We start from the raw sequence: 24,502 nt of genomic DNA, 5'->3' as shown, positions 1-24,502 counted from the left end.
ACGAACCGGACCCCCGGCGCGGGCGCAAGTCTGAGTGCGACCGATAGGGGCGCGCGTTAGAGTCGGAAAACGGTGTGCCGGAGCACCGGCGAGCGACACGGAGGACTAGCGATGACTCTCTTCGACGGCATCACCGCGCGCCTGGTCGAGACCGACCGGCTGGGGGTGAACGTGCTCGAGCGCGTCGGCGACGACCCGGCCACCGCCCCCGAGCACACGGTCGTCTTCGTGCACGGCAACGTCGCCTCGTCGCTGTTCTGGCAGGAGATCATGCAGGATCTGCCGAGCGAGCTCCGCGTCCTCGCCGTCGACCTGCGCGGCTTCGGCCGTACCGAGCACAGCCCCATCGACGCCACCCGCGGGGTGCGTGACTTCAGCGACGACCTGCACGCGACGCTCGAGGCCCTCGGCATCCGGGCCGCCCATCTCGTGGGCTGGTCGATGGGCGGAGCCGTCGTGCTGCAGTACGCGCTCGATCACCCCGTGCTCTCGCTCACGCTGCAGTCCCCCATCTCGCCGTACGGCTTCGGCGGCACGCGTCGCGACGGATCGCGCCTGAACGATGACGACGCCGGCGCGGGGGCGGGAGCCGCGAACCCCGACTTCGTCCAGCGGCTCATCGACCACGACACCACCGACGAGGCCCCGACCTCCCCACGTTCGGTGTTCCGCTCCGGCTACGTGGCCGCGGGCTACCAGAGCGAGCACGAGGACGTGTGGGTCGAGGCGATGCTGTCGACCTCCACGGCGACCGGCAACTACCCGGGCGACTCGATCGCCACCTCGAGCTGGCCGGGCTTCGCCCCCGGCACGACCGGGGTGCTCAACGCCCTGGCCCCGGAATACCTGGATGTCTCGGGCATCGTCGACCTGGCCGAGAAGCCCCCGATCCTGTGGATCTACGGCACCGCAGACGCGATCGTCTCGGACGCCTCGTTCTCGGACGTCAACCACCTGGGAGCGCTCGGTGTGGTCCCCGGCTGGCCCGGCGCCGACGTTGCGCCCGCACAGCCCATGGTCTCGCAGACGAGGGACGTGCTCTCCGCCTACGCGGAGAAGGGCGGCGAGGTCACCGAGGTCCCCGTCGACGGAGCCGGCCACTCCGCGCACCTCGAGCGCCCGGCACAGTTCCGCCAGGCGCTGCTGACGCACATCGGCTACGTCGGCCGGCCCGCCAACCCGGCACCGCCGACCGAGGCGATCATCCTGCGCTCCGCCGACTGACCGTTCCCCGTCCCACTCCGGAGGCCCCCGTGGAGTACTGCCTGTTCACCGAGCCCCAGCAGGGCTTCTCGTACGACGACCAGCTCGCGTTCGCGCGCTCGGCCGAGCAGCACGGCCTCGACGGCTTCTTCCGCTCGGACCACTACCTACGCATGGGAGAGGGCGACCCGCGCCCCGGTCCCACCGACGCGTGGACGACTCTCGCCGGCCTCGCCCGTGAGACCTCCCGCATCCGCCTGGGCACCCTGGTGTCGTCGGTGACGTACCGCGTCCCGGCCATCCTTGCGATCCAGGTCGCGCAGGTCGATGCCATGTCGGGCGGACGCGTCGAGCTGGGCCTGGGCACGGGCTGGTTCGAGCGCGAGCACGCGGCCTACGGCATCCCCTTCCCGGCGAAACGCTTCGACCTGCTCGAGGAGCAGCTCCAGGTCGTCACGGGTCTCTGGTCGACTCCGGATGCCGACACCTTCACGTTCCGCGGGGAGCACTACACGCTCGACGAGGCGCCGGCGCTGCCGAAGCCGGTGCAGTCACCGGTGCCGGTGATCGTGGGAGGCGGCGGGCCGAAGCGCACTCCCGCTCTCGCCGCGAGATACGCGACAGAGTTCAACATCGGTTTCGTCTCGGAAGACGTGGTGGCCGAGAAGTTCGCCGTCGTGCGCGCCGCGTGCGAGGCGATTGGCCGCGACCCGCAGACGCTGAAACTCTCGGTCGCACTGCCAACCCTCGTCGGGGCGGACGACGCGCAGATCGCGCGCAGGGCCGAGGCGATCGGCCGGTCGCGCGAGGACTTCGACGACGGCGCCAACATCGTCGGCACGCCCGAGCAGGTCGCCGAGAAGGTGGAACGACTGCGGGACCTCGGCGCCGAGCGGGTGTACTTCCAGCTCATGGACCTGCGCGACGTGGAACACGCCGATCAGATCGGAGCCGAGGTCCTTCCCCTGCTCCCGCGCTGAGCGATCAGCGGCGATCCTCGAAGAACGCCCGGAGCTGCGCGGCGGCCCGATCCTCCTCGACACCGCCGACCACCTCGACCCGGTGGGGAAGACGCCTGTCTCTCAGGACGTCGTACTGGGATCCCGCGGCTCCGGCCTTGGCATCCCACGATCCGAAGACGACACGATCGATGCGCGCCTGCAGGATCGCCCCCGCGCACATCACGCAGGGCTCGAGGGTGACGACCAGCGTGCAGGCGGCCAGGTGCCAGGAGCCCAGTTCTCGCGCGGCCTCGCGCAACGCCACGACCTCGGCGTGCGCGGTGGGATCCCCCGTGGCCTCGCGGAGGTTGCGCCCCTCGCCGATGATGCGACCGGAGGCGTCGATGACGACGGCACCCACCGGGACGTCCCCGTCGGCAGCGGCGGCGTCGGCGAGCTCTAACGCCCGCCGCATCGCGGCGAGGTCGACGGCGGTGGGCGTCACGGAGACTCCGGAAATCGGGGGCGGTGGCGTGCGGGTGGAGCGGTTAGCCTTGAGCCTATGCGTGTCCACGTCGCCGATCACCCGCTCATCACCCACAAGCTCACGGTGCTGCGTGACGTGCAGACCTCGTCTCCGGTCTTCCGCCAGCTCACCGAGGAGCTCGTGACGCTCCTCGCCTACGAGGCGACCCGTAACGTTCGCGTCGACCCGATCGAGATCCAGACCCCGGTCACCAAGACGATGGGCGTGAAGATCAGTGAGCCCCGCCCGATCGTCGTGCCGATCCTGCGTGCCGGCCTCGGCATGCTCGAGGGCATGGTGAAGCTCCTCCCCACCGCCGAGGTCGGGTTCCTCGGCATGGTGCGCGACGAAGAGACCTTCGAGCCGACGACGTACGCGGAGCGCCTGCCCGACGACCTCAGCGACCGCCAGTGCTTCGTGCTCGACCCGATGCTCGCGACTGGAGGCTCGCTCGGCGCGGCCATCAACTTCCTCTTCGCACGCGGAGCGCAAGACGTCACCGCGATCTGCCTGCTGGGCGCCCCCGAGGGCGTCGCGGCGATCGAGAAGCAGGTCGAGGGTCACGATGTCACCCTCGTACTCGGCGCCGTCGACGAGCGCCTCAACGAGAAGGGGTACATCGTGCCCGGCCTCGGCGACGCGGGCGACCGCCTCTACGGCACGGCCTGAGCTCCGACCAGTCGAGCGAATCCGCTGAGCCGTGCGACCCCCTCCGGGGTCCGCGGCAGGTCGTCGAGCAGGGCCGGCGAGTACACGACGTAGGCGGCTTGCATCGCGCGGGAGATCGCGACGTTGATGCGGTTGCGCAGCAGCAGGAACTCCAGTCCACGCGGTGCCTCGCGGCCCGACGACGCGGCGAGCGTCAGGATCGCGACGACGGCCTCTTTGCCCTGGAACCGGTCGACCGTGCCCACGGGCACGTCGGGGAAGCCCGCCGCCGCGAGCGCCTCTTCGACAGCGACTTGCTGGGCGTTGTACGGGGTGATGACGATGATGTCGTCGGCCCGCAGTGCGCGGGGTTCGTGCACGGTGGCGGAATCGCCCGCTCCCCCCTCGGCGCCCGTCCACTCTCGTCCGACGAGTTCGGACACCAGGCGTGCGACCTCGGCCGCCTCTTCGGTCGAGAACGTCGAGTTGCCGCTGTGGCGCACCGGAACGACGTGCACGCCGGGTTCGACACCGTCGAGGCGACGCAGCGCGGTGGAGGGGTGCGCGGCGAGACGCCCCTCGTACGACAGCCGTGACACCGGCCCGGCGACGGCCGGGTGCATGCGGCGAGTCCGCGCCAGGAAGTACCCGAATTCGTCCGGCACCACCTCGGCGCCGTCGATGATCCAGCCGAGGGCCGAGGTGTCGACGGGCTCGGGGTGCGTGCCCTGGCTGACCTGAGGAAGCTGCTGCGGGTCGCCCAGCAGAAGCAGACGCTGCGCCGCGAGCGACACCGCGATCGTGGAGGCGAGCGAGAACTGCCCCGCCTCGTCGATCACGAGCAGATCGAGGCTGCCGCGCGGAATGCGCGCCTCGTGGCTGAAGTCCCACGCCGTGCCCCCGACGACGAAGCCGGTCGCGGCGTTCTCGGCGGTGAACGCCGCGACGCCGTTCTTGGGCAGCACCGTGAAGGCGTGCGGGGCGCTCGGGTCTTTCGGGGCCTTCCCGACCCGGGATGCCGGCACACCGGCCGCGATGACCTGATCGAGCATGTGCTCGATGGTCGCGTGGGACTGCGCCACGACCCCGATGCGATAGCCGCGCTCGGCGACCAGGCGAGCGATCACGTGCGAGCCCACGTAGGTCTTCCCCGTGCCGGGAGGGCCCTGAACCGCGAGGTAGCTGTGGTCGAGGTCGGCGACGGTCCGCGCGATGGCGGTGACCTCGTCGTCGCCGCTCGCCCCGTCGACGCTCGTGACCGGAGCGAGGGAACCCGACAGCGTGCGCGGAGGAACGCGGCGCAGGATGTCGGCGGCGGCTCCCGCGGGGATCCGGGGAGCGGCGGCGAGGACTGCGTCGGCCCAGGCGTCGATCGCCTTCTGCTGGTTTCCCGCACGCGGGGGTGCGGGAGGCGTGAGGGCGAGCGGCAGGTCGTCCCACGTCGCGCCATCGGCGGCGGTCTCTTCGACGATCACCCCGTCGTCGAGCACCTCGCGGACGGAGACCCGGCGCGCACCGTGGATCCACCGCGGGCGGGTCTCGAGCGGGAAGGGCGCGGGCAGGTCGTAGACCGCGAAGGGCTCGCCGTCCACGCTGAGTCGCGTTCCAGGCGCGACCTCTCCGCGCAACTCGACGAGTCGGCGCTCCGAGCCGCGACCCGACTCGGGGAAGTGCCAATCGGTGACGACGCGGGAGCGCGCGGCATCGACCACGACGACGTCGCGGGTCTCTTCCCAGACCGAGAGCGGCTCGCGCAGACGCAGGAAGTGCGTGGCCCAGTACGTCTTCTCTTCGCGGGGGTAGTAGTCGATCGCGGCCGCGGCGAGGCGGAGCGCTGTACCGTCGGGCTCGCCGGCGTCGGCGGCCCACCGCTGCAGGGCGGTCGCGCGCGGCGACGGCTCGTAGGCCTGCTCGTCGGGCTCGGCTCCCCGCGCGGGCACGGCCCCCGACTCCCGCGCGCGATCGACGAGCCAGTCGCGCAGACGCCGGGTCGAGACGCAGTCGTAACGGTTGTAGTCCGCGAGGTCGTCGAGCACGCGGAGCGCGGCCGCAGTGTCGCCGTCGGCGGCGAGAGCCCGAGCCTCGACGTACCTCACGATGGAGTCGTCGCCGCGCTGCACGTCGCTCGTGCGGACCTCGTCGCCCATGTACAGCGGCTCGAGCTTCTTGATCGAGTACGAGCGCGACCCCACCCGCAGGGCTCGTCGGACGACGGGGTAGAGGTCGACGAAGACACCGTCGCGCAGGAGCCGATCGACATCGGCCTCGCGGACGCCGTAGCGCGCCGCCATCGTGAGCAGGTGCGTCGGTTCGTAGGGGGCGTAGTGGTAGATGTGCATGCCCGGGTACTGCTGGCGGCGCAATGCCACCATGTCGAGGAACCGCTCGAGGGCGACGCGCTCTTCGTCGAAGGTGTGCGCCCACAGGGCCCCGTAGCTCTCGCGGGTGTCGACCCATCCGAAGAGGTAGTCGATGCCCCAGTGCTCGCCTGCGCCCTCGCTATAGAGCGGATCGCCCTCGAAGTCGAAGAAGAGATCACCGTGGTCGGGCCGAGGCAGCACGCCGAGCGACTTCGGCGCGACCACCTCGAACGTCGGTACGGCGTGGGCGGGCGCGTCGCCACCCGGGACACCGGCCGGACTCTCGAGCTGCAGGCGGGCCTGCGTACGCAGCGATGCGAACGTGTCGGCGCTCATGGCCGTGGGAGGGGCCGCAGCAGCGGCCAACGCATCGATCGTGGCGATGCCGCCCGCCCGCAGCCGATCGCGCTGAACGGGCCGCATGCCCGCGACGAGCAACAGGTCGCGGTGGGCGACGACCTCGAGCTCGCACGTGGCGCATCGGCCGCACGCGATGACGCCGAGATCTCCGCGCGGGTCGCCCCACGCGATCACGGGGCCCGCGGTGCCCAGGTCGACCCGGCGGTCGGCGATCAGGGCGCGCAGTCGTTCGCGGCGCAGGCCGAAGACGGGGAGCAGGTCGTCGACGCGATGCGTGCTCGTCGAACCGTCTCCGAGCAGCAGCTGCACCTCGTCGGAGCGCGGGACGCCGAGACGGTCGAGCTGGTCGACGTAGGCGGCGAGCTGCATGAGCGCCGTCACGCGCGCGCGGCGCGCGAGCTTGGTGTCCTGCACGATCCACCGCCGCGGTCCGGGGGTCGACGTCTCGGGCTCACGCACCAGGAAGTCGGCGAATCCGACGAACTCGTCGGTGGCGAACGCGGCCTGGTAGACCACCTCGACGGACGGGTCGGCGAGCGCCTCGTCGGTCAGACGCACGGCCTCGGCGAGCGCCTCGGCGTCGGAGGATCGCGCCGCGGGGATCTCGCGCACCGCCGCGCCGAAGCGGGCGCGGTCGTCGTCGAGCACGCGCAGCTCGTGCGCGGTCCCCAATCGCGCCGCGCGCTCGAGGGTGGCGTCTTCGGGGTCGTCGACCGGGGCGATGCGCCCGATCTTCGCGTCGATCGCGCGCAGCCACGCGAACTCGCACTCGGCCGCCGCCTTGAGGTCGCTGGCGCTCCAGACGATGCGCCCGTTCTGCTCGATGTACCGCATGGTGTTCCACGCTAACCGGGGCCACCGACATCGGCCGCCGCCCGTCCACCCAGAGGGCCCCGCGCAACCGGGCTGCCCGGTGTCCGAGGGTGCTGACAGACTGAGGGGGTGATCACCGATCTGCCGTTCGAGAACGTGTACCGGCACGGGTTCGCGCGCGTCGCCGCGTGCACGATTCCCGTCGCGGTCGCCGACCCCGCCACGAACGCCGACGCCGTGCTCGACTCGGCGCGCGCCTGCGACGCCGAGGGGGTCGCCGTCGCGGTCTTCCCCGAGCTGTGCCTGACCGGCTATGCCATCGACGACCTCGTCATGCAGGATCCTCTGCTCGACGCCGTCGAGACCGCCCTCGAGCGCCTGGTGCTGGCATCCGCAGACCTCCTCCCGGTGCTGCTCGTCGGGGCGCCGCTGCGCCACGGCAACCGCTTGTTCAACTGCGCTGTCGCGATCCATCGCGGCCGGGTGCTGGGCGTCGCCCCGAAGGCGTACCTGCCGACCTATCGCGAGTTCTACGAGCACCGTTGGTACGCCCGCGGAGACGATCAGTCCGGCCAGCACATCCGCGTCGCGGGCGAGACCGTGCCGTTCGGCCCCGACCTCCTCTTCGACGCGGTCGACGTGCCCGGTCTGACGGTGCACGCCGAGGTCTGCGAAGACGTGTGGGTGCCGATCCCGCCGTCATCCGGAGCAGCCTTGGCCGGGGCAACCGTCCTGGCGAACCTGTCGGGCAGCCCCATCACGATCGGGCGCGCCGACGATCGCAACCTGCTTTCGCAGTCGCAGTCCATGCGGTGCCTCGCCGCCTACGTCTACGCCGCCGCGGGCCAGGGCGAGTCGACCAACGACGTCTCGTGGGACGGCCAAACCATGATCTACGAGGGCGGGCAGTTGCTCGCCACGACCGAACGGTTCCCCGACGGACCGCGGCGCAGTGTCGCCGACGTCGACCTGGACCGGCTGCGTCAGGATCGCCTGCGTCAGGGCACGTTCGACGACAACCGCCGCACCACCTCGCCCGCGTTCCGCACGGTGTCTTTCGAGCTCGCCCCGCCCGCGGCCGACCTCGGTCTGCGTCGTGCCGTCGACCGGTTCCCGTTCGTTCCCGACGATGCCGCGCGGCTTGCGCAGGACTGCTACGAGGCGTTCAACATCCAGGTGTCGGGCCTCGTGCAGCGTCTGCAGGCCATCGGCAATCCGCGGCCCGTGCTCGGGGTGAGCGGCGGACTCGATTCCACGCACGCCCTTCTCGTCATCGCACGCGCCATGGACCGGATGGGGCGTCCGCGCAGCGACATCCTCACCTACACGCTTCCCGGCTTCGCGACGAGCGAGAAGACAAAGGGCAACGCGATCGCCCTGGCGACGGCCGTCGGCGCCTCGATCGAAGAGATCGACATCCGCCCGGCGGCGACCGAGATGCTCTCTCGTATGGGGCACCCCTTCGCATCGGGTCAGCCCGTGCACGACGTCACCTTTGAGAACGTGCAGGCGGGTCTGCGCACCGATTACCTCTTCCGCCTTGCGAACCAGAACAACGGGATCGTCGTCGGTACCGGCGATCTGTCCGAGATCGCGCTCGGGTGGTCCACGTACGGCGTGGGTGATCAGATGAGCCACTACTCGGTGAACCCCGGCGTCCCCAAGACGCTCATCCAGCACCTCATCCGCTGGGTGATCTCCTCGGGTGAGCTCAGCGACGACACCGTTCACGTTCTGCAGGCCGTGCTCGACACCGAGATCAGCCCCGAGCTGGTGCCCGCGGGGCAGGACGGCCGCATGCAGTCCACCGAAGACCGGATCGGCCCCTACAACCTCCACGACTTCACGCTGTACCACGTGCTCCGCTTCGGGTTCCGACCGTCGAAAATCGCCTTCCTCGCGGCGCACGCCTGGAAGGATCCGGATGCCGGCGCCTGGCCCCCCGGCTACCCCGAGGAAGAACGCCCGGCGTACGACCTCGTCACCGTGGCCAGGTGGCTCGACGTCTTCCTCAAGCGGTTCTTCGGGTTCGCACAGTTCAAGCGCACCGCGATCCCGAACGGGCCCAAGGTGTCGCCCGCCGGTTCTCTCTCGCCTCGCGGTGACTGGCGTGCCCCCTCCGACGGCAACGCCCGCGCATGGCTCGCCGACCTGCACGCGTCGGTGCCGCAGGCGTTCCGCGGGGACTGAGCCACGGCATCCGGTCGAGGCACGTTCCGGGTGGTGGGACGCGGGCTACCAGCCCATCGACCCGGGGACGCCCTTGAACGGACCGGCGAGGTCACTCGTGACCCAGCCGCCGTAGAAGCCGCCCGGCTGGGGTTCGACCGTCTCGCCGCCCAGCACCACGCGATCCATGGGGCCCGCGTAGACGGCCACGCGGTCTTCGAGCAGCTCGTATCCGGGCATGGGGTGCGGGTAGTTCCACGCGGCTCGAGGGGCGACCGCTCCCCCGCCGCCGTGCACGTCGAAATACCGGGCGCCACCCTTGAACTCGCAGAACGAGGCGCCCTCGCCGAGGGTCAGGGCATCCCCGAACGCGGCGATCGGCACGTAGTACACCGGCGGGTGGCTCGTCTCGAGCACCCGCACGACATCGTCGGTGTCGGCGATGCGGGCGCCGCCGAAGTCGATCTGCACGCGCTTGCGCACGCGCTCCACGCGCGGCGGACGGGGGTAGTCCCACACGGACTCCTGGCCGGGGCGGACGGGATCGGGTACGGGGCGCGCCATGCGCCCACGCTACGCCGCGATGGGCATACTCGGGCGATTCCCCGCATCATCGGCTCAGGAGGCGCACAGCTTTTCGGTAGCCTGGGAGCAGAGGGGGAACCGTGAGCGAACAGAAGACGACGCAGGTCAGCCGACGTTATCGCGTCTACCAGATCATCGGCATCGTGCTGGCCGTCCTGTTCCTCGCCCTCGGCGTCGCCGCCTACCTCGCCGGCGGAGGTCCCGTCATCGCCGCCATCGCCGTCATCGGAGGTCTCGCTGTGCTCATCGTCTCGATCATCACGATGGTGCGCTCGTGAGCGCCCCCGAAACCCCGGGCAGCCCCGACGGGAAGAAAAAATACCCCGCGGGGACCGTCGTCATCTGGATCGCCGGCGCGGGCATCGGGCTGTGGTTGCTCATCAGCGGACTGGTCGGCATCCTCTCCGGAGGCAGCTGAACCCGCGCGTCGCGGGAATGCCCTCGGACGGTCGTCGTTGACCCTCACATCGACAGTTTCGACCGGAAGGGCATCATGACGCGTATCGGACGCAGCGACCTCGACATCCTCCCCCTCTCGTTGGGCGGCAACGTCTTCGGATGGACCGCCGACCGAGACACCTCGTTCGCGGTGCTCGACGCCTTCCACGCCGGCGGCGGCAACTTCATCGACACCGCCGACGCCTACAGCGCGTGGGTACCCGGCAACTCGGGCGGCGAGAGCGAGACCCTCATCGGCGAGTGGCTGGCCTCCCGCAAGCCCGAGAACGTCGTGGTGGCCACGAAGGTCAGCCAGCATCCCGAGTTCCGCGGACTGGGCGCGCAGAACATCCGGGCCGCTGCGGAGGCCTCTCTGAAGCGCCTCGGCGTCGACACCATCGACCTGTACTACGCCCACTTCGACGACGCCGAGACACCGCTCGAAGAGACCGTCGCCGGTTTCGCCGACCTCGTGCGTGACGGCCTCGTCCGCTACGTGGCGGTATCCAACTACACCGCGGCCCGCATCCGAGAGTGGATCTCCCTCGCCGAGGCGTCCGGAGCCGACCTGCCGGTCGCCGTTCAGCCGCACTACAACCTCGTGCACCGCACCGAGGTCGAGAGCGAGATCGTGCCCGTCGCAGAGCAGTACGGCATGTCGCTCGTTCCCTATTACGCGCTCGCGAGCGGATTCCTGACCGGCAAGTACCGTTCGGCGGAGGCCACGAGCGACTCGCCCCGCGCGGAAGGCGCGGCGAAGCTGGCCACTCCCGCCGGGCTCGCGCTGATCGACACGCTGGAGGAGATCGGCGAGGCGCACGGTGCCTCGATTGCGACCACGGCGCTGGCGTGGCTGCGGGCCCAGCCGACCGTGGCCGCGCCCATCGCGAGCGCGTCGAAGGTGGAGCAGGTCGCGGACCTTCTCGCCAGCGCCAGCCTTGAGCTGACGGGTGACGAGATCGCGCGCCTGTCGGCCGCATCCGAGTCCGCACAGGCCTGACGCCGTCGTTCGCGCGAGGAGTGCCCGCTGCGGGTGCTCCTCGCGCGCGGACTCGGCATGACGGTCGCGCGAGTTCGGCGAGAATGAGGGGGTGAAGCTCCTCGTCGCCGCCCATGCGTCCGAATTGACCGCTTTCGAGGCGGAGATCCCCGGTTTCGAGCGCCTGCTCACCGGGGTGGGGAAGATCCCCGCCGCGTACGCGCTCACCCGGGCTCTGTGCGGGGGCGAGTACGACGAGATCGTCGTTGTCGGCACGGCCGGGGCGATCGACGATGAGGTCGCCGGCGGCATCTACGACATCTCCGCGGCGATCCAGCACGACGTGAAGGGCCTGGACGGCACCTTCGGCGAGCACGTGTCGCTTCCCTCCCGCGTCGAGACCGGCTCGGAGGGTATGGTCATCGCGACCGGCGACCACTTCGTCGACGACGCAGAGGCTGTGCGCCTGATCCGGGGTCTCGGCGCACGCCTGGTCGACATGGAGTCCTACGCGCTCATCTGGGTCGCGCAGCAGTTCGGCGTGCCCATCCGTATCCTCCGCGCGGTCTCGGACCGCGCACAGGACGGCGCCACCGAGCTGTGGGATGACGTCGTCGAACGGTGCAGCCACGAACTGCGCGCCGAGATCCGCGCCCGATACGGCGTCTGAGCCGGCCGGGCCCGGACGCACCTAGGGCGTCTGCGAGCCCGACCGCGCACGACCCGCGAGGTCGGTGACCCCCACGATGAGGGCGAGCGCCAAGAAGACGCCGACCGTGATCATTCCCGACGCGTAGGCGTCGTGGTACAGCACCGCCGTATCGTCGACGCTCCCCTGTTCGCGGTAGACCGTCGCGTAGAACAGGGCGAGAGCGACGGCCGTACCGACCGCGGTGCCGATCCGCTGTCCCAGTTGACCCACCGATCCGGCGACACCGCCGCTCTTTACCGGGATATCGGCGAGGGTGAGGGTCTGATTGGGCGAGATGACGAGACCGCCCGCGAAGCCGCCGAGGGTCATGACGGCCGCCATCGCCCACGGGGTCCACTCCGGGGGCGTGAAGAGGGCGACCAGGACGAGGCCGCCGGCCGTGACGACCATGCCCGCGATGCCCCACACCACGAGAGGGCGCCCGAGTCGGGTGACGAGGTTTCCGCCGATCCACGAACTCCACGCGGATGCCACGGCGAAACCGATCGTGACCATCCCCGCGAACACCGGTTCCAGACCCAGACCACCCTGCAGGAAGAGCGTCCCGAGCAGGAACATGGCGGGGACGGCGGAGAAGTAGGCGGTCGAGATGAGCACGCCGTTGCGGTAGGACGAGAGCGAGAAGATCGAGAACGGCATGAGCGGCATCCGTCCCCGCTCTGCGTAACGACGCTCCCAGAACACGAATCCCGCCGCGAAGACGAGGGACGCCACCAGGAACCACCAGCGGTTCGGGTCGTCGTCAGGGCTGCCCGTGGTGAACAGGAACGGCCACATCAGCGACAGGATCGTGAGTGCGAAGAGCACCACGCCGACCGGATCGAGATCCAGCTTCCGGTGCGATCTGGTGCGGGTGTCAGGAAGGAACCACGCCGCCAGGGCGATGACGATGGCGACGAGCGGGACGTTGATCCAGAAGATGAGCCGCCAGCCGTCGGTGTCTCCGCCCAGGGCGATGAGCAGACCGCCCAGGGTCGGGCCGAAGGCCGTCGCGATGCCGATCGTCGCACCGAACAGGCCGAAGGCACGGCCTCGTTCTTTGCCCTGGAACAGCTGCTGAACGAGACCGAGCACCTGGGGCATCTGAATGCCTGCCGCCACGCCCTGCAGCAGGCGGGCGACGAGGAGCACGGTCGTGTTCGGCGCGAGGGCGCACGCGAGGCTCGTGACGAGGAACAGCGACAGGCCGACGAGGAAGAGCATGCGCCGCGAGCGGAAGTCACCCAGGCGCCCGGCCGGAACGAGCACGAGGCCGAAGGTGAGGATGTATCCCGAGACCACGAGCTGCAGCTCGGTCGGCCCGGCACCGAGCGCCGCCTCGATCGAGGGCAGAGCGACGTTGACCTTGGTGAGGTCGAGGATCGTCAGCGCGGCGACCGCCACCGCCACCCAGTACGCGCGCCATCGATGCTTCGGTGACAGCACGATGTCACGGGTGGGCGGGTGGGCGGAGTCCGTGGGCGCGGAAGAGGGAGGAGTCATCGCTGCCGACGGTACTCCGGGGCTCGGACACCGGATTCGGGCTTGCGCGAGGGCGCGGGATCGCCCCCGTGATCGAGAGCGTCAGTCGACTTCTCGGCGGGCGAAGACCGCCCTCAGCACGAAGAAGACGATCAGCGCGACCACCGCGACGGCGAGCAGGCGGAAGACGAACGCGATGAGCGAGAAGAGGATGTTCACGAGCACCCACGCGATGATCACGGCGACGACGACGCCGAGGACGGTCCACAGGGTGCTCTTGCGCATGAGACCAGCCTAGAGCGGGAGTCTGTCAGACGGCGCGGGACGACGAGCTTCGCGCGCCCGCGCCCCGGCCGGACCGCCTCTTTCAGCCGATCAGCGCCGGGGCGTCCTGCCGGATCACGCTCGGACCCCTCGGCGTGGCCGCGACGTGCAACTGCGCGGGGAGCTGGTCTTTCATCGCCGCGACATGGCTGATGACGCCGACCGTGCGCCCGCCCTGTCGCAGCTCGTCGAGGGTCCGCATCGCGAGGTCGAGCGTGTCGTCGTCGAGCGAGCCGAAGCCCTCGTCGATGAAAAGCGTGTCGAGCCGGATGCCCCCAGCCCGCGCCGTCACGACCTCGGCGAGACCGAGGGCCAGGGCGAGCGAGGTGAGGAACGTCTCGCCACCCGACAGCGACTGCGGGGGTCGACTCTGCCCCGTGAAGGCGTCGACCACCTCGAGCCCGAGTCCGCTGGCCGCTCCGCGAGCGGCCAGCGCGTCGGTGTGCTGGAGACGGTACCGACCGGACGACATGTGGTCGAGGCGCAGGTTGGCAGCGGCCACGATCTCTTCGAGTTCCGCGGCGAGCACGAAGGTCTCGAGGGTCATGCGACGCGTGTTCGGGGCGCGCCCGGCGACGGTGTCGGCGAGACGAGCGACAACCGCATGCTCGTCGGTCAGCGTCGCCACCGACGCGTGGGCGGCATCGGCGCGCTGAGCGAGTCCCCGTAAGCGATCCGCCAGGGCACGAGCCGACGCATGCTCAGCCGTGGCGCGCTGCAGCTGCTCGCGCGCGAGAGAGACGGCGTCGGCGTACGGGGCGGGGTCCACCGGTTCGTCGGGGGCGTCGACGAGGACGAGTTCGAGTTCGAGCAGCCGTTGGCGGACGGAAGCGACCGCCGCATCGTGCTCGGCGATGGCCGTGTCGAGACGGCGCCGCTCGGAGGCGGGACGGAGGGCTCGCACGACGGTATCGACGTCGGAGAAGGAGCTCTCGCGCACGAGGGTCGCCACGGTGTCCGCTGCCTCGCGGTCGCGGGCGGTCGCGGCACGAACGGCGTCCTGCGCGACGACCAGCTCGCGCACCGCATCTCGTCGGGACCGCAGATCGCGCTGGCGCGCGGCCACGCTATCGAAGCCTGCACGTGCGGAAGCGACCTCGGACCGCAGGCTCGTCACCCTCTGCTCGGCGAGAGCGAGATCCTGTCGCGCGCTCGCGAGCGTGTTCGCGAGGTGGTCGATGCGCTCCACGATGGCTGCATCGAGGTCGACAGCGCGCGAGCGTTCGGAGCGGACGGTGTCGAGCTCGGCGACATCGGCCAGGGCTGCGGCGAGCATCTTCTCGGTCTCGACCAGACGTGCCTCGAGCGCGTCGACGCTCTCGCCTCCCGCGAGGGCTGCGGCGAGCGCGTGAGCGTCGCGTGCGACGCGTGCAGCGTCGGAGGCGAGTCGGTCGTGCTCGACCGCTGCGTTCTTGCGGTCTTCGGCGGCGGTGATCTCGTCATCGGTCACCGGGTCTTCGTCGCCGCGAGCGGGGGCGGGGTGTTCCCGGGCACCGCACACGGCGCACGGCTCTCCGTCGACGAGGTCGTGGGCGAGCTCGACGGCCGCGCCGGCGAGGCGCCGACGCAGGAGGCTCGTCCAGGCGTCGACAGCGCGCTGCACCTCGTCGGCGCGGACGAGCGAGGCGAGATCGGCCTGGTCGCGCTCTTCTTGCAGGCGTGCCGCCCGACGCGCGGCCTCCACCCGCCGAACCAGATCGTCACGTGCCGTGGTCGCGGTGGCCTTCCGGGTCTCGGCGCCGGCGAGTTGCTCCAGGCGTTCGTCGAGAGCCTGCAGGAGCTCGGGAACCTCGGCGCGTCCCTCGACGAGGGCGTCGCGGTCGGCGGCGGTGCGGGCGACGAGGGCTGCGAGCCGGTCGAGCTCGACCTCGAGCTCGCCGAGCTCGGCCTCGGCGCGGAGCGCGGACTCCCCGCGCGCGAGAAGCGCGGTGAGATCGTCGTCGCGCGCGACGAGCAGGGCGCGATCGGCGAAGCCGTCGTCGGGTCTCGTGGCGACGTCCGCGTTCTCCGGGCGTCCGACGGCAGCGCCGGCGCCGCTCGGCTCCGAGAGCCGGCGGGCTTTGTCTCTCGCACTGTCGGCGGTGAGTCGAGCCGAGGCGAGCGCGGCGCGTGCCGCCTCGGCCGCATCGATGGCGGCGCGCATCGTCTCGGCCTCGGCCGCGGCGCGTGACTCCTCGCGCGCGGCGGCGATCTGCGCCTCGTCGGCGTCGAGGGCCCTCAGACGATCGCGCAGTCTCGCGCGATCCTGCTGGCGTTCGTGCAGAGTGGTCGCTTCGCGGTGGGCGGCCAGGGCCTGGTCGACGCGCGCGTCGCTGTCTTCTCGCTCGCGCAGTGCGGTCTCGACGCGATAGTCCGCGCGTTCCACGGCTCGGACGATGCGACCCAGCCGGTCGCTCACGCCGAGCGGCGCCCCCACCGCGGGCTCGCCGACGTCGGCGGGAGCCGAGCCCCCCTCGGCCTCCAGCTCGGCGGCGAGACGCTCGGCCTCGTCGAGGAGCGTCGCGACTTCGACACCCTCGGCGGCGAGACGTTGCGCCGCGTTCTTACGCCGCTCGTCGAGGTCGGCCGCGTAGTGCTCGAAGGAGCGCGTACCGAAGAGCGTCCGCAGCAGGCTCAGCCGCTCGTCGTTCTTGGCGAGCAGGAACCGGGCGAACCTGTTCTGCGCGAGCAGGATGACCTGCAGGAACTGCTGCTGGCTGAGGCCGAGGATCTCGTCGAGGCGTGCGGCGACGTCGACCGGGCGTGCGGCCACACCGGTCCAGCCCTCGGGGGCGAGGATCTCGAGCAGGGCGCGATGCGGTTCTTTCGTGGTCCCCCCGCCGCGCCGTTTAGGTCGTTCGAACTCCGGCGAGCGAGTCACGCGCCACCGCTCGCCCTCGGCGCTGAACTCGAGCGTGACGCGGGTGGGGTCATCGGGTTCGCAGTGATCACTGCGCAAGCGGCGCTCGGCGCCGTCGTAGCGCGGTACGCCTCCGTACAGGGCATAGCAGACACCGTCGAGCACGCTGGACTTGCCCGCGCCGGTGCGACCCGTGATGAGGAAGATGCCGTCCGGCGCGAACGCGTCGAAGTCGACCGTCTGCGCCTCGAGGAACGGGCCGAACCCCTCGAGTACGAGGCTGTGGAGCTTCATACGTTCGCCTCCGCGACGGACCGAGCGTCGAGCACGTCGCGGATGAGCTCCCGCTCGACCTCGGACGCGCCCTCTCCCTCGCGCACGTGCGCGAGGAACGTGTCGATGATCTCGGAATCGTCGCGGGCTGAACGCACGCGTTGCGCATAGCCGATCCGGTCGTCGGCGCGCGTCTCGGCGGGCAGGTGGACCACTGTTGCACACCAGGGGAAGCGCGCCTGCAGACGGCGCATGGGATCGGGCTGCGGCGTGGAATCCGTGTACTCGGCACGCACCCAGTGCTCGTCGTGTGGGGCGAAACGCTCGTCGGTGAGCAGCTCATCGAGGCGGCCGCGAAGCGTCACGAGCGGGCGGGGCACGGGCAGTTCGAGCCAGGTCACGTCGGCGAGCCCCTCGGCATCGAGGTCGACGAGCCACGAACCGCGGGGCTTTCCCGCCTCTCCGAAGCTGTAGTGGACCGGAGCCCCGGCGTAACGGACGCGCGGGGACACCTGCTGACGACCGTGGATGTGGCCGAGGGCGACGTAATCAGGGCCGTCGAACGCGGGGAGCGGGACGACGTCGAGGCCTCCCTGCCGGATCTCGCGCTCGACACCCGGCGTGGCATCGACGCCCGCGGCGAAGCAGTGCGCCGCGACCACCGAGCGTCCGCCTCGCTTCGCGAGGTCGGCGCGGACGAGGTCTAGCGCGTGCTGCACGGTCTGCGCCTGGCTGCGCAGCTCGACGCCGTCCCACAGGTGTCGAACGATGGCGGGCTCGAGGTAGGGGATGCCGTAGATGTGGACGGGACCGTGCTCGTCGACGACGGTCAGCGGGGTGCCGACGGCACGGGGATCGGTGATGACCGTGATCTCGTCGCGCAGAAGAGCGGACTGGAAGCCGAGGCGGGCTGCGGAATCGTGGTTGCCGCTGGTGACGACGACCCGGGCGCCGGCGTCGGCGAGCGCCGCCAGGGTGGTCGAGAGCACCGGGTAGCAGGCTGCCGAGGGGGCCGCGGAGTCGAACACGTCACCCGCGACGATCACCACATCGACCGCGTGCTCGCGCACCTGCGCGACGAGAACCTCGAGAACGCCCCCGAGGGCGTCGAGCGTCGAGTGCCCGTGGAAGGAGCGCCCGATGTGCCAGTCGGAGGTGTGCAGGATCCGCATGCAGACACGGTACGTCGCCCCTCCGACATCGGCGTGCAGCAAACGCCCGGCAGGCACCGGTTTCGGATGCGAAAACGCCCCGCCGCCGGGTCTTTCCGGTGCGGGGCGTTCCCGGTGGGTCAGGATCCGGCGACCTCGGCCGCGAGGGCGCGGATGCGGTCGTCGCCCAGGTTCAGACCGATGTCGTTGAAGCGCTGACGCAGCACGTCGGCGATGCGCTCCTCGCTCTTGTCCCCGACGTCGGCACGCGTCTGGACGACGACGCCCGCGATCCGGGCCTCGTCGTCGGTGGGGTGGGTGTCCATCGCGGGTTCCGACTGCTCGTCAGGGCCCGAGAGCTTGCGATCCTGGTGGACGGCGCCGCCCACCGAATCCGCGGCGTCCGCTCCTCCGTCGGGCCCGCTGGTGGGCTGAGGCGCCCGAGTGTCATCCGTCATGTCAGTCCTCCGTGCTCAGGTCTGGGTCGATGCCTTGGCTGGCGGCATCGCCTTCGATGGGGTCCGAGGGCTCTGCGTCGTTCAGACGCGACGAACCCTTCGCGTGCTCGTTCTGCTCTGCGGTCTCGCCGTCAGCGACGGCGCCGCTTTCCCAGCCGCCGGGAGGATCGGCGTCGATGACGCCTTCGGGCAGGTCGCGGTCGTCTGTCATGACTTCCCCTTTCGACGTCTTCAGCTTCGTCGCGTCGACATCCGCTCAGGCAGGGGTTGACGCCCGAGCGCGCGTTGCCTAGGCGACGGTCTCAGGAGGCAGGGCGCCGATGCAGAAGGCCCGAGCGCTCCGGGTGGGCGTCGAACCACTCCCCCACGTACCAGCAGACGGCCAGGATCTCGCGATCGCCCGCCGCCTCGATCGCATCGACTGCCCGTTCCGTGATCACCCCGGCATACCCGTGTCCGCGGAAGGTGGGAATGGTGAAGGCGCGCGTCAGGGCCACGGTGCGACCGTCGTCGCGGTAGTCCAGGACGGAGACGAGGTCGTCGCCGTTGTGCAGGGTGTAGCGGGACGCGGTCTTGTCGTCGGCGAAAAGCAGGTCGGCCATGACCGAGAGGCTACGCCGATGACGGCATCCCGGCTCCGATCTTGCAGAGTGCACAAAGGGACCCCCTTCGACACGCGAGGAACAGCGCAGAATGATCGGGCCGCGGCGTCCCGGTCGACTTGACTCCATCCGACATGCTGCGTCATAATCCCCCCATGACTCTCAACGCGCGTTCTCTGTCCGCCCGGGAGGCGAACAGGACTGCCGGCATGATGATGCCCGGCCGCGTTGCGATGTGTTGTCGAATGTGCCGCTAACAGCGACCCTCGCTCGGACCACCTCGGTTTCTGAATACCGACGTCGTCCCCCGGTTGCCTGACGCCCGCGTCGATCACGCGCGCCCCGGCACCGCACTCCGGCCTTCGGCCTCTACCTCCCGTCGAACCCCGCTCTCGTTGACACCCGGGTTCACACACTCAAGGACTTTCTCCTCATGTCGATCTCCGCCGTTCTCGACCGCCCCGCGACCACCACCGTCCGTCCCGCCGCGACTCCCCGCGCCGCCGCCCCGGCAGCGACCGCTCCCGCCGCCCCCGCGGCAGGTCCCGCCGCTCCCGCGACGACCGCCCCGCGCGGTTTCGCCCTCTACGTCGGCATCGACGAGGCGAAGGCCGCTGCCGCGGGCGTCAGCCTCGGCACCCTCGTCGAGGCTCTCCGCCGCACCCTCGGCGAGCTTGCCCCCGCCGCCGAGACCTACGCCACCGTCGCGCTGGCCCCCGTCGGCTCGGGCGGCCGCGACGTCGACGTCGTGCGCCTCGCACTGCACGAGCCGTCCGCTGTCGCCCGCACGAAGGACGAACCCGTCGAAGAGGACCGCGCGCCCGGCGGCGTCGTGGTCGACATCTCGCGCAAGCGCGTGCTCATCGACGGCGAGTCGGCCGCCTTCACGTTCAAGGAGTTCGAGCTGCTGCAGTACCTCGTGCTCCGCGAGGGCCGCACGATCGAGCGCACCGAGCTCGTGGCATCGCTGTGGGAGGGTTCGACCGACGACGACGCCCCGGGCGAGCGCACCATCGACGTGCACGTGCGACGTCTGCGCGCGAAGCTCGGCGTCTACGAGGACATCGTGCGCACCGTGCGTGGCGTGGGGTACCGCTTCGACCGTCACGCCGACGTCTCGATCCGCTACGGACACGGCACCCCCTCGCCCGATCGCTTCTGAGCGCACCCCACCGGGCGGTCGGACCGACCGCGGATGCCGCGATGTCGGTGGGTCGACGTAGGGTGTCGGCATGAGATCGACCGGGGTGCGCACGCGGCAGCTGCCGCGCGAGCTCGCCGCCCCGATCGAGAAGCCGATCGAGTCCGAGTACCGACCGGCGGTGCCCACCGACGTCGGTCGCGCCGTCCTGGCTCAGCGTCACGGGCGCAACGACCCCACGTTCACCGCGTCGGCCCCGTTGTCCGCCGGGGGCATCGTCTGGCGGGCCAGTCGTACGCCGGTGGGCGTGGCCACGCTCGCACTCCGTCAGACCGCCGGCGGAGTCATCCGCGCCGCAGCCTGGGGGCCGGGGGCCGAGTGGGCCCTCGACCAGTTGCCCGCGCTGTGCGGCCGCGACGACGACTCCGACGGGTTCGACGCGTCGCGGCATCCATCCGTCGCCGAGTGGCACCGCCGCCATCCCGACCTGCGCATCGGCCGCACCGACCTCGTCTTCGACGCCCTGGTCAGCGCGATCATGGAGCAGAAGGTCACGAGCATGCAGGCCTTCTCGGCGTGGCGCAGCATCGTCACCTGGTACGGCGAGCGCGCACCGGGACCGACCCCGCGCCCGATGTTCGCTCCCCCGAGCGTCGACGGCTGGCGGCTCGTCCCCTCGTGGGCGTGGCACCGCGCGGGTCTCGAACCGCCGCAATCCCGCACCATCGTCGAGACGGCCCGGCGAGGTACGTCGATCGTGCGCGCGGCGAGCGCCGCGACCGACGGCGAGGGCCGCGACCGCGTCTTCATCGGTCTCCGCGGCGTCGGCATCTGGACGAGTGCCGAGACGCGCATCCGCGCATTCGGCGATCCGGATGCCGTGAGCGTCGGCGACTACCACCTCGCTCACCAGGTGGGTTTCGCCCTCACCGGGCACCGCACCGACGACGACGGCATGCTCGAACTGCTCGAACCCTTCGCGGGGCACCGCCAGCGCGTCATCCGCCTGATCTACGCCGGTTCGGCGCTCGAGCCGCGACGCGGCCCGCGCCTGCACCCCGAGGACCATCGGGACCGCTGACCCTTTCTCACGGGTGACACGGCGGCGCCGGAGGTGCACACTGGCGACATGGCAACCGCACTCGTGGCGTATCTGCAGTTCCGCTCCACCACCCGCGACGCGATGGAGTTCTACCACTCGGTCTTCGGCGGGGAACTGGACATCGCGAGTTTCGACGACTTCCAGATGCCCGTCGGCGAGGGCGAGGGCCACCTGGTCATGCACGCGCGCCTACGAACGCCGCGCGGCTTCGTGATCATGGCATCCGACACCCCCTCCGGCATGGACGTCTCCGCGGTCGGTGGGTTCTCCCTGGCTCTCACCGGCGACGAGGAGGACACCCTGCGCGAGTGGTTCGCCGGACTGGCGGAGGGCGGTCGGATCGAGATGCCGATCGACGTCCCGCCGTGGGGCGGGCTGTACGGAACGCTGGTCGATCGCTTCGGGGTCGCGTGGATGGTGGCGATCGGTGAGGTCGACTGAGTCCGCCCCCTAGGCTGGGCGCATGACGCAGACGGGTACGGGCTGGCCGCGCGGACGCACCTATTGGATCCTCGGGAGTGTGCTGCTGCTCGGCCTCGGCGTGCTGTTCGGCCTGGTCTGGCAGAACGTGTGGCTCGGTGTCGTCATCGCCGCCGCCGTGTCGGTGGGATGGCTGATCGCTTACGAATCGAGCCGCGGCCGCAACGTGGGCGTGAACGACGAAGACAACGGCATCCACCTCTGACGATCACCGGTAGTACACCGCCAGAGGGTATGGTCCGTCGCCGCGGACCTCGACCGGGGTTCCGAAGACCTCTTCGAGCGTCGACGACGTCATGAGCTCGTCCGGCGTGCCGACGTGCACCACCCTCCCCCCGGCGAGCGCCACGATGCGATCGGCGTAGGCCGCGGCGAAGTTGATGTCGTGCACGACGATGACGACCGTCTTGCCGAGTTCGTCGGCGGCGCGGCGCAACTGGCCCATCATCGCGACCGCGTGCTTCATGTCGAGATTGTTGAGGGGCTCGTCGAGCAGGATGTAGTCGGTGTCCTGGGCCAAGACCATCGCGACATAGGCGCGCTGACGCTGACCGCCCGAGAGCTGGTCGAGGTACCGCCCCGACAGCTCCGTGAGGTCGAGGAAGGCGATGGCCTCGTCGATCTTCGCCTCGTCGAGGGTGGTGAGTCGGCCCTGGGAATGCGGGAAGCGACCGAAGCCGACGAGCTCGCGCACCGTCAGGCGCGTGACGAAATGATTCTCCTGACGCAGGATCGACACGACCTTCGCGAGAGCACGCCCGGGCGTCGCGTGCACGTCCCATCCGCCGACCGTGACCCGCCCGGAGGTGGCTGTGGCGAGGCGCCCGACGATCGTGAGCAGGGTCGACTTGCCGGCACCGTTCGGGCCGACCAGCGCGGTCACCCCGCCGGCGGGGATGTCGAGGGTGACGGGCCCGAGCACCGTGAGGTCGCCGTAGGTCATGGTGACGTCGGTGAGCGAGATCACAGAGACCCCTTTCGGAGAAGGTAGACGAGGAATAAGACGCCGCCGATGAATTCGATGATGATCGAGAGCATCCCCGCGGCGTAGAAGACGTGGCGCAGCACGAAGTAGCCGCCCAGGAGCGCGGCCATACCGAGAAGAGCGGCGAACGGCAGGACGACGCGGTGCTGCGACGAGCCGGCCAGCTGATAGGCCAGGGTCGCGACGATGAAGCCGAAGAACGTCATCGGACCCACCATCGTCGTCGAGACCGAGATCAGCACGGCCACGAGCACCAGCATCACGATCACCTCGCGGCGGTAGGACAGGCCCAGGTTGAGCGAGGTGTCGCGCCCGAGCGCGAGCACGTCGAGCCGGTGCCGCGACCGCCACACGACCGCGAGCACTGCGGCGACCACGAGCGCCGCCCACGGCAGATACTCGGCATCCGAGTTCGAGAGGTTTCCGAACAGCCGCGCCGACAGGATGTCGAAGTCACTGGGCGTGAGCAGGCGCTGCATGACGGTCGAGAGCGAACCGAAACCGACACCGAGCACGACCCCCACCAGCAGCATGATGTGGAGGTTTCCGCGGCGACCCGCGAACAGCCATCCGTACAGGAGCGTTGCGAAGCCGACCATGAGGACGCTCTGCACCGCCACCTTGAGCAGCCCGTCGGTCGCCGACAGCGCCGCGCTGCCGAAGAAGAACACCAGGGCGGTCTGCATCACGACGTACAACGCGTCGAAACCCATGATCGAGGGTGTCAGGATGCGATTGGCGGTGGCCGTGTGGAACAGCACCGTCGCCACCGCCTGGCAACAGGCCACGAGGGCGATCGTGGCGACACTGACCACGCGCAGGTCCACGGCGATCCAGAACGCGCGCGAACCGGGCTCGCCCGGCACGTTCCAGGTCAGCACACCGACCGCGGCGAGCACGACGACGAGGGCCAGGATGCCGAATCGAACGGCGATCCGCGGGCGATGGGCCGTGTCGACCGGGGCGGAGCGCGTCAGGACCTCAGCCATGAGCGCGCATCCTCAGCAGCAGGGTGATGAACACCGCGGAACCGACCACCCCGAGGATCATCGAGACGGGGACTTCGAACGGCATCCGGACGACGCGTCCCACGACGTCGCAGACGACGACGATCGCAACCCCGCCCAGACACACCCAGGGCAGGTTCGCGCGCGCATTGTCGCCGCGCCACATCGAGACGAGGTTGGGCACGACGAGACCCAGGAACGGAAGGAAGCCCACGACGACGGTCGTCACGCCCGTCGCCACCGCGACCAGGCCCGTGCCGATCAACAGGACCCGGGTGTGATCGAGACCGACCGAGGTGGCGATGTCACGTCCGAGACCGGCGACCGTGATGCGGTCGGCGTAGAGGAAGACGAGCAGGACGACGAGGGCGACGACCCACAGCACCTCGTAGCGACCGCGGACGATCGAGGTGAAGCTGCCCATGAACCACGTGCCCAGCATCTGCAGGGAGTTCGTCGAGACCGCGAGGTAGGTCGTGAATGCCGAGACGACCGCCCCGAGCATGATCCCGATGAGCGGAACGACGAGCGAGGAGCGCAACGAGATGCGCTGCAGGATGCCGATGAACACCATCGTGCCGACGAAGGCGGCGACCGACGCCACCACCATGCGCACCGGGAGGGGAGCCGCCGGGGCGACGAGCACCGTGACCAGCAGGCCGAGAGCGGCCCACTCCGAGGTACCCGTCGTCGACGGCTCGACGAAGCGGTTCTGCGTCAGCAACTGCATGATCAGGCCCGAGACGGCCATCGCGCAGCCGGCGAGGACGAGGGCGAGTGTGCGCGGGACGCGGGAGATGAAGAACATCTCCGCGCCGAAGTCATCGACACCCAGGTCGTAGGCGCCCACGAACAACGAGAGCACGACGAGGGCGGCGACTCCGGCGACAGCCATGGGCAGGGCGAGGCGGGCACGGGGGCGAGGGATTGCGGAGGTCATGGCAT

General features: G+C 70.4%; 25 protein-coding genes. 12 read left to right on the top strand and 13 right to left on the bottom strand.

The genetic code is table 11. The features are described from left to right. Positions 1–111: 111 nt before the first annotated feature. Both J2X55_RS14850 and J2X55_RS14845 read left to right on the top strand, forming a co-directional pair. Positions 112–1,224 carry an alpha/beta hydrolase gene (locus tag J2X55_RS14850; protein WP_309824335.1) on the top strand — a complete coding sequence of 371 codons (1,113 nt, stop codon included), beginning with the start codon at positions 112–114 and terminating at the stop codon, positions 1,222–1,224. A 29-nt stretch (positions 1,225–1,253) separates the two neighbouring features. Next, positions 1,254–2,183 carry an LLM class F420-dependent oxidoreductase gene (locus tag J2X55_RS14845; protein ID WP_309824333.1) on the top strand — a complete coding sequence of 310 codons (930 nt, stop codon included), beginning with the start codon at positions 1,254–1,256 and terminating at the stop codon, positions 2,181–2,183. A 4-nt stretch (positions 2,184–2,187) separates the two neighbouring features. On the opposite strand, the gene tadA is transcribed toward J2X55_RS14845, so the two are convergent. Then, the gene (gene tadA / locus J2X55_RS14840) at positions 2,188–2,619 is read right to left on the bottom strand and encodes a tRNA adenosine(34) deaminase TadA (protein ID WP_309824472.1); all 432 of its coding nucleotides are present in this window, start codon (positions 2,617–2,619) and stop codon (positions 2,188–2,190) included. A gap of 87 nt (positions 2,620–2,706) precedes the next feature. Between tadA and upp the strand changes: the two genes are divergently transcribed. Beyond that, positions 2,707–3,339 (top strand): uracil phosphoribosyltransferase, encoded by a 633-nt coding sequence (upp, locus tag J2X55_RS14835; RefSeq protein WP_115919707.1) that lies wholly within the window; start codon positions 2,707–2,709, stop codon positions 3,337–3,339. Here the strand turns inward: upp and J2X55_RS14830 are convergent. Then, positions 3,324–6,872, bottom strand: coding sequence for a TM0106 family RecB-like putative nuclease (locus tag J2X55_RS14830; RefSeq protein WP_309824332.1), 3,549 nt, complete (start codon positions 6,870–6,872; stop codon positions 3,324–3,326). The two genes, upp and J2X55_RS14830, sit on opposite strands and share 16 nt — an antisense overlap. 108 nt (positions 6,873–6,980) lie before the next feature. On the opposite strand from J2X55_RS14830, the gene J2X55_RS14825 reads away from it, so the two are divergent. Continuing rightward, complete coding sequence (locus J2X55_RS14825) at positions 6,981–9,041, top strand: NAD(+) synthase (protein ID WP_309824331.1); 2,061 nt, start codon at positions 6,981–6,983, stop codon at positions 9,039–9,041. Between the two features lie 45 nt (positions 9,042–9,086). On the opposite strand, the gene J2X55_RS14820 is transcribed toward J2X55_RS14825, so the two are convergent. Continuing rightward, entirely contained in the window at positions 9,087–9,584 is a 498-nt protein-coding gene (locus J2X55_RS14820) for a DUF427 domain-containing protein (protein WP_309824330.1), read from the bottom strand. 101 nt (positions 9,585–9,685) lie between these two features. Between J2X55_RS14820 and J2X55_RS14815 the strand changes: the two genes are divergently transcribed. The 4 genes from J2X55_RS14815 to J2X55_RS14800 all read left to right on the top strand — a co-directional run bounded on the left by J2X55_RS14815 (position 9,686) and on the right by J2X55_RS14800 (position 11,692). Further along, positions 9,686–9,883: a hypothetical protein gene (locus J2X55_RS14815; RefSeq protein ID WP_181906520.1), complete on the top strand. Its 198-nt coding sequence runs from the start codon at positions 9,686–9,688 to the stop codon at positions 9,881–9,883. Then, the gene (locus J2X55_RS14810; RefSeq protein WP_181906521.1) at positions 9,880–10,023 is read left to right on the top strand and encodes a hypothetical protein; all 144 of its coding nucleotides are present in this window, start codon (positions 9,880–9,882) and stop codon (positions 10,021–10,023) included. Before J2X55_RS14815 ends, J2X55_RS14810 begins: the two co-directional genes overlap by 4 nt. 75 nt (positions 10,024–10,098) lie before the next feature. Next, positions 10,099–11,043, top strand: coding sequence for an aldo/keto reductase (locus J2X55_RS14805; protein ID WP_115919717.1), 945 nt, complete (start codon positions 10,099–10,101; stop codon positions 11,041–11,043). A 91-nt stretch (positions 11,044–11,134) separates the two neighbouring features. After that, a complete protein-coding gene (locus tag J2X55_RS14800; protein WP_115919719.1) occupies positions 11,135–11,692 on the top strand; it encodes a nucleosidase in 558 nt (185 codons plus the stop codon). Between the two features lie 21 nt (positions 11,693–11,713). On the opposite strand, the gene J2X55_RS14795 is transcribed toward J2X55_RS14800, so the two are convergent. From J2X55_RS14795 to J2X55_RS14765, 7 genes are all read right to left on the bottom strand, one after another. Further along, on the bottom strand, positions 11,714–13,216 hold the full coding sequence (locus J2X55_RS14795; RefSeq protein ID WP_309824326.1) for an MFS transporter: 1,503 nt from the start codon (positions 13,214–13,216) through the stop codon (positions 11,714–11,716). Between the two features lie 81 nt (positions 13,217–13,297). Continuing rightward, positions 13,298–13,480 (bottom strand): hypothetical protein, encoded by a 183-nt coding sequence (locus J2X55_RS14790; RefSeq protein ID WP_115919721.1) that lies wholly within the window; start codon positions 13,478–13,480, stop codon positions 13,298–13,300. An 82-nt stretch (positions 13,481–13,562) separates the two neighbouring features. Beyond that, positions 13,563–16,652: an SMC family ATPase gene (locus J2X55_RS14785; RefSeq protein WP_309824324.1), complete on the bottom strand. Its 3,090-nt coding sequence runs from the start codon at positions 16,650–16,652 to the stop codon at positions 13,563–13,565. Next, on the bottom strand, positions 16,649–17,803 hold the full coding sequence (locus tag J2X55_RS14780) for an exonuclease SbcCD subunit D (RefSeq protein WP_309824322.1): 1,155 nt from the start codon (positions 17,801–17,803) through the stop codon (positions 16,649–16,651). Before J2X55_RS14780 ends, J2X55_RS14785 begins: the two co-directional genes overlap by 4 nt. 119 nt (positions 17,804–17,922) lie before the next feature. Beyond that, positions 17,923–18,240 carry a hypothetical protein gene (locus tag J2X55_RS14775; protein ID WP_115919727.1) on the bottom strand — a complete coding sequence of 106 codons (318 nt, stop codon included), beginning with the start codon at positions 18,238–18,240 and terminating at the stop codon, positions 17,923–17,925. A gap of 1 nt (position 18,241) precedes the next feature. Further along, positions 18,242–18,451, bottom strand: coding sequence for a hypothetical protein (locus J2X55_RS14770; RefSeq protein WP_115919729.1), 210 nt, complete (start codon positions 18,449–18,451; stop codon positions 18,242–18,244). A gap of 91 nt (positions 18,452–18,542) precedes the next feature. Then, positions 18,543–18,842, bottom strand: coding sequence for a GNAT family N-acetyltransferase (locus tag J2X55_RS14765; RefSeq protein WP_115919731.1), 300 nt, complete (start codon positions 18,840–18,842; stop codon positions 18,543–18,545). A 433-nt stretch (positions 18,843–19,275) separates the two neighbouring features. Here J2X55_RS14765 and J2X55_RS14760 point away from each other — a divergent pair, with 433 nt between their 5' ends. From J2X55_RS14760 to J2X55_RS14745, 4 genes are all read left to right on the top strand, one after another. Continuing rightward, a complete protein-coding gene (locus tag J2X55_RS14760) occupies positions 19,276–20,004 on the top strand; it encodes a winged helix-turn-helix domain-containing protein (protein ID WP_115919733.1) in 729 nt (242 codons plus the stop codon). 70 nt (positions 20,005–20,074) lie between these two features. Then, positions 20,075–21,064, top strand: a complete 990-nt coding sequence (locus J2X55_RS14755) for a DNA-3-methyladenine glycosylase 2 family protein (protein WP_309824318.1) — start codon at positions 20,075–20,077, stop codon at positions 21,062–21,064. 48 nt (positions 21,065–21,112) lie between these two features. Beyond that, entirely contained in the window at positions 21,113–21,526 is a 414-nt protein-coding gene (locus tag J2X55_RS14750) for a VOC family protein (protein ID WP_309824317.1), read from the top strand. Positions 21,527–21,548: 22 nt separating this feature from the next. Continuing rightward, entirely contained in the window at positions 21,549–21,770 is a 222-nt protein-coding gene (locus J2X55_RS14745; RefSeq protein WP_115919739.1) for a hypothetical protein, read from the top strand. Between the two features lie 3 nt (positions 21,771–21,773). Here J2X55_RS14745 and J2X55_RS14740 read toward each other — a convergent pair whose 3' ends face one another. From J2X55_RS14740 to J2X55_RS14730, 3 genes are read right to left on the bottom strand one after another with little or no spacing between them, the layout of a single operon-like run. After that, positions 21,774–22,532: an ATP-binding cassette domain-containing protein gene (locus J2X55_RS14740; RefSeq protein WP_309824315.1), complete on the bottom strand. Its 759-nt coding sequence runs from the start codon at positions 22,530–22,532 to the stop codon at positions 21,774–21,776. After that, positions 22,529–23,539, bottom strand: a complete 1,011-nt coding sequence (locus J2X55_RS14735) for an iron chelate uptake ABC transporter family permease subunit (protein WP_309824313.1) — start codon at positions 23,537–23,539, stop codon at positions 22,529–22,531. The genes J2X55_RS14740 and J2X55_RS14735 overlap by 4 nt, the downstream gene beginning before the upstream one ends. Then, positions 23,532–24,497, bottom strand: coding sequence for an iron chelate uptake ABC transporter family permease subunit (locus J2X55_RS14730; protein WP_309824312.1), 966 nt, complete (start codon positions 24,495–24,497; stop codon positions 23,532–23,534). The genes J2X55_RS14735 and J2X55_RS14730 overlap by 8 nt, the downstream gene beginning before the upstream one ends. Positions 24,498–24,502 lie beyond the last annotated feature (5 nt).

This window comes from Microbacterium sp. 1154 (genome assembly GCF_031455375.1).
GTDB lineage: Bacteria > Actinomycetota > Actinomycetes > Actinomycetales > Microbacteriaceae > Microbacterium.
Note: the sequence above shows the minus strand (reverse complement) of the source record. Positions and strands in the feature narration are given on the sequence as shown.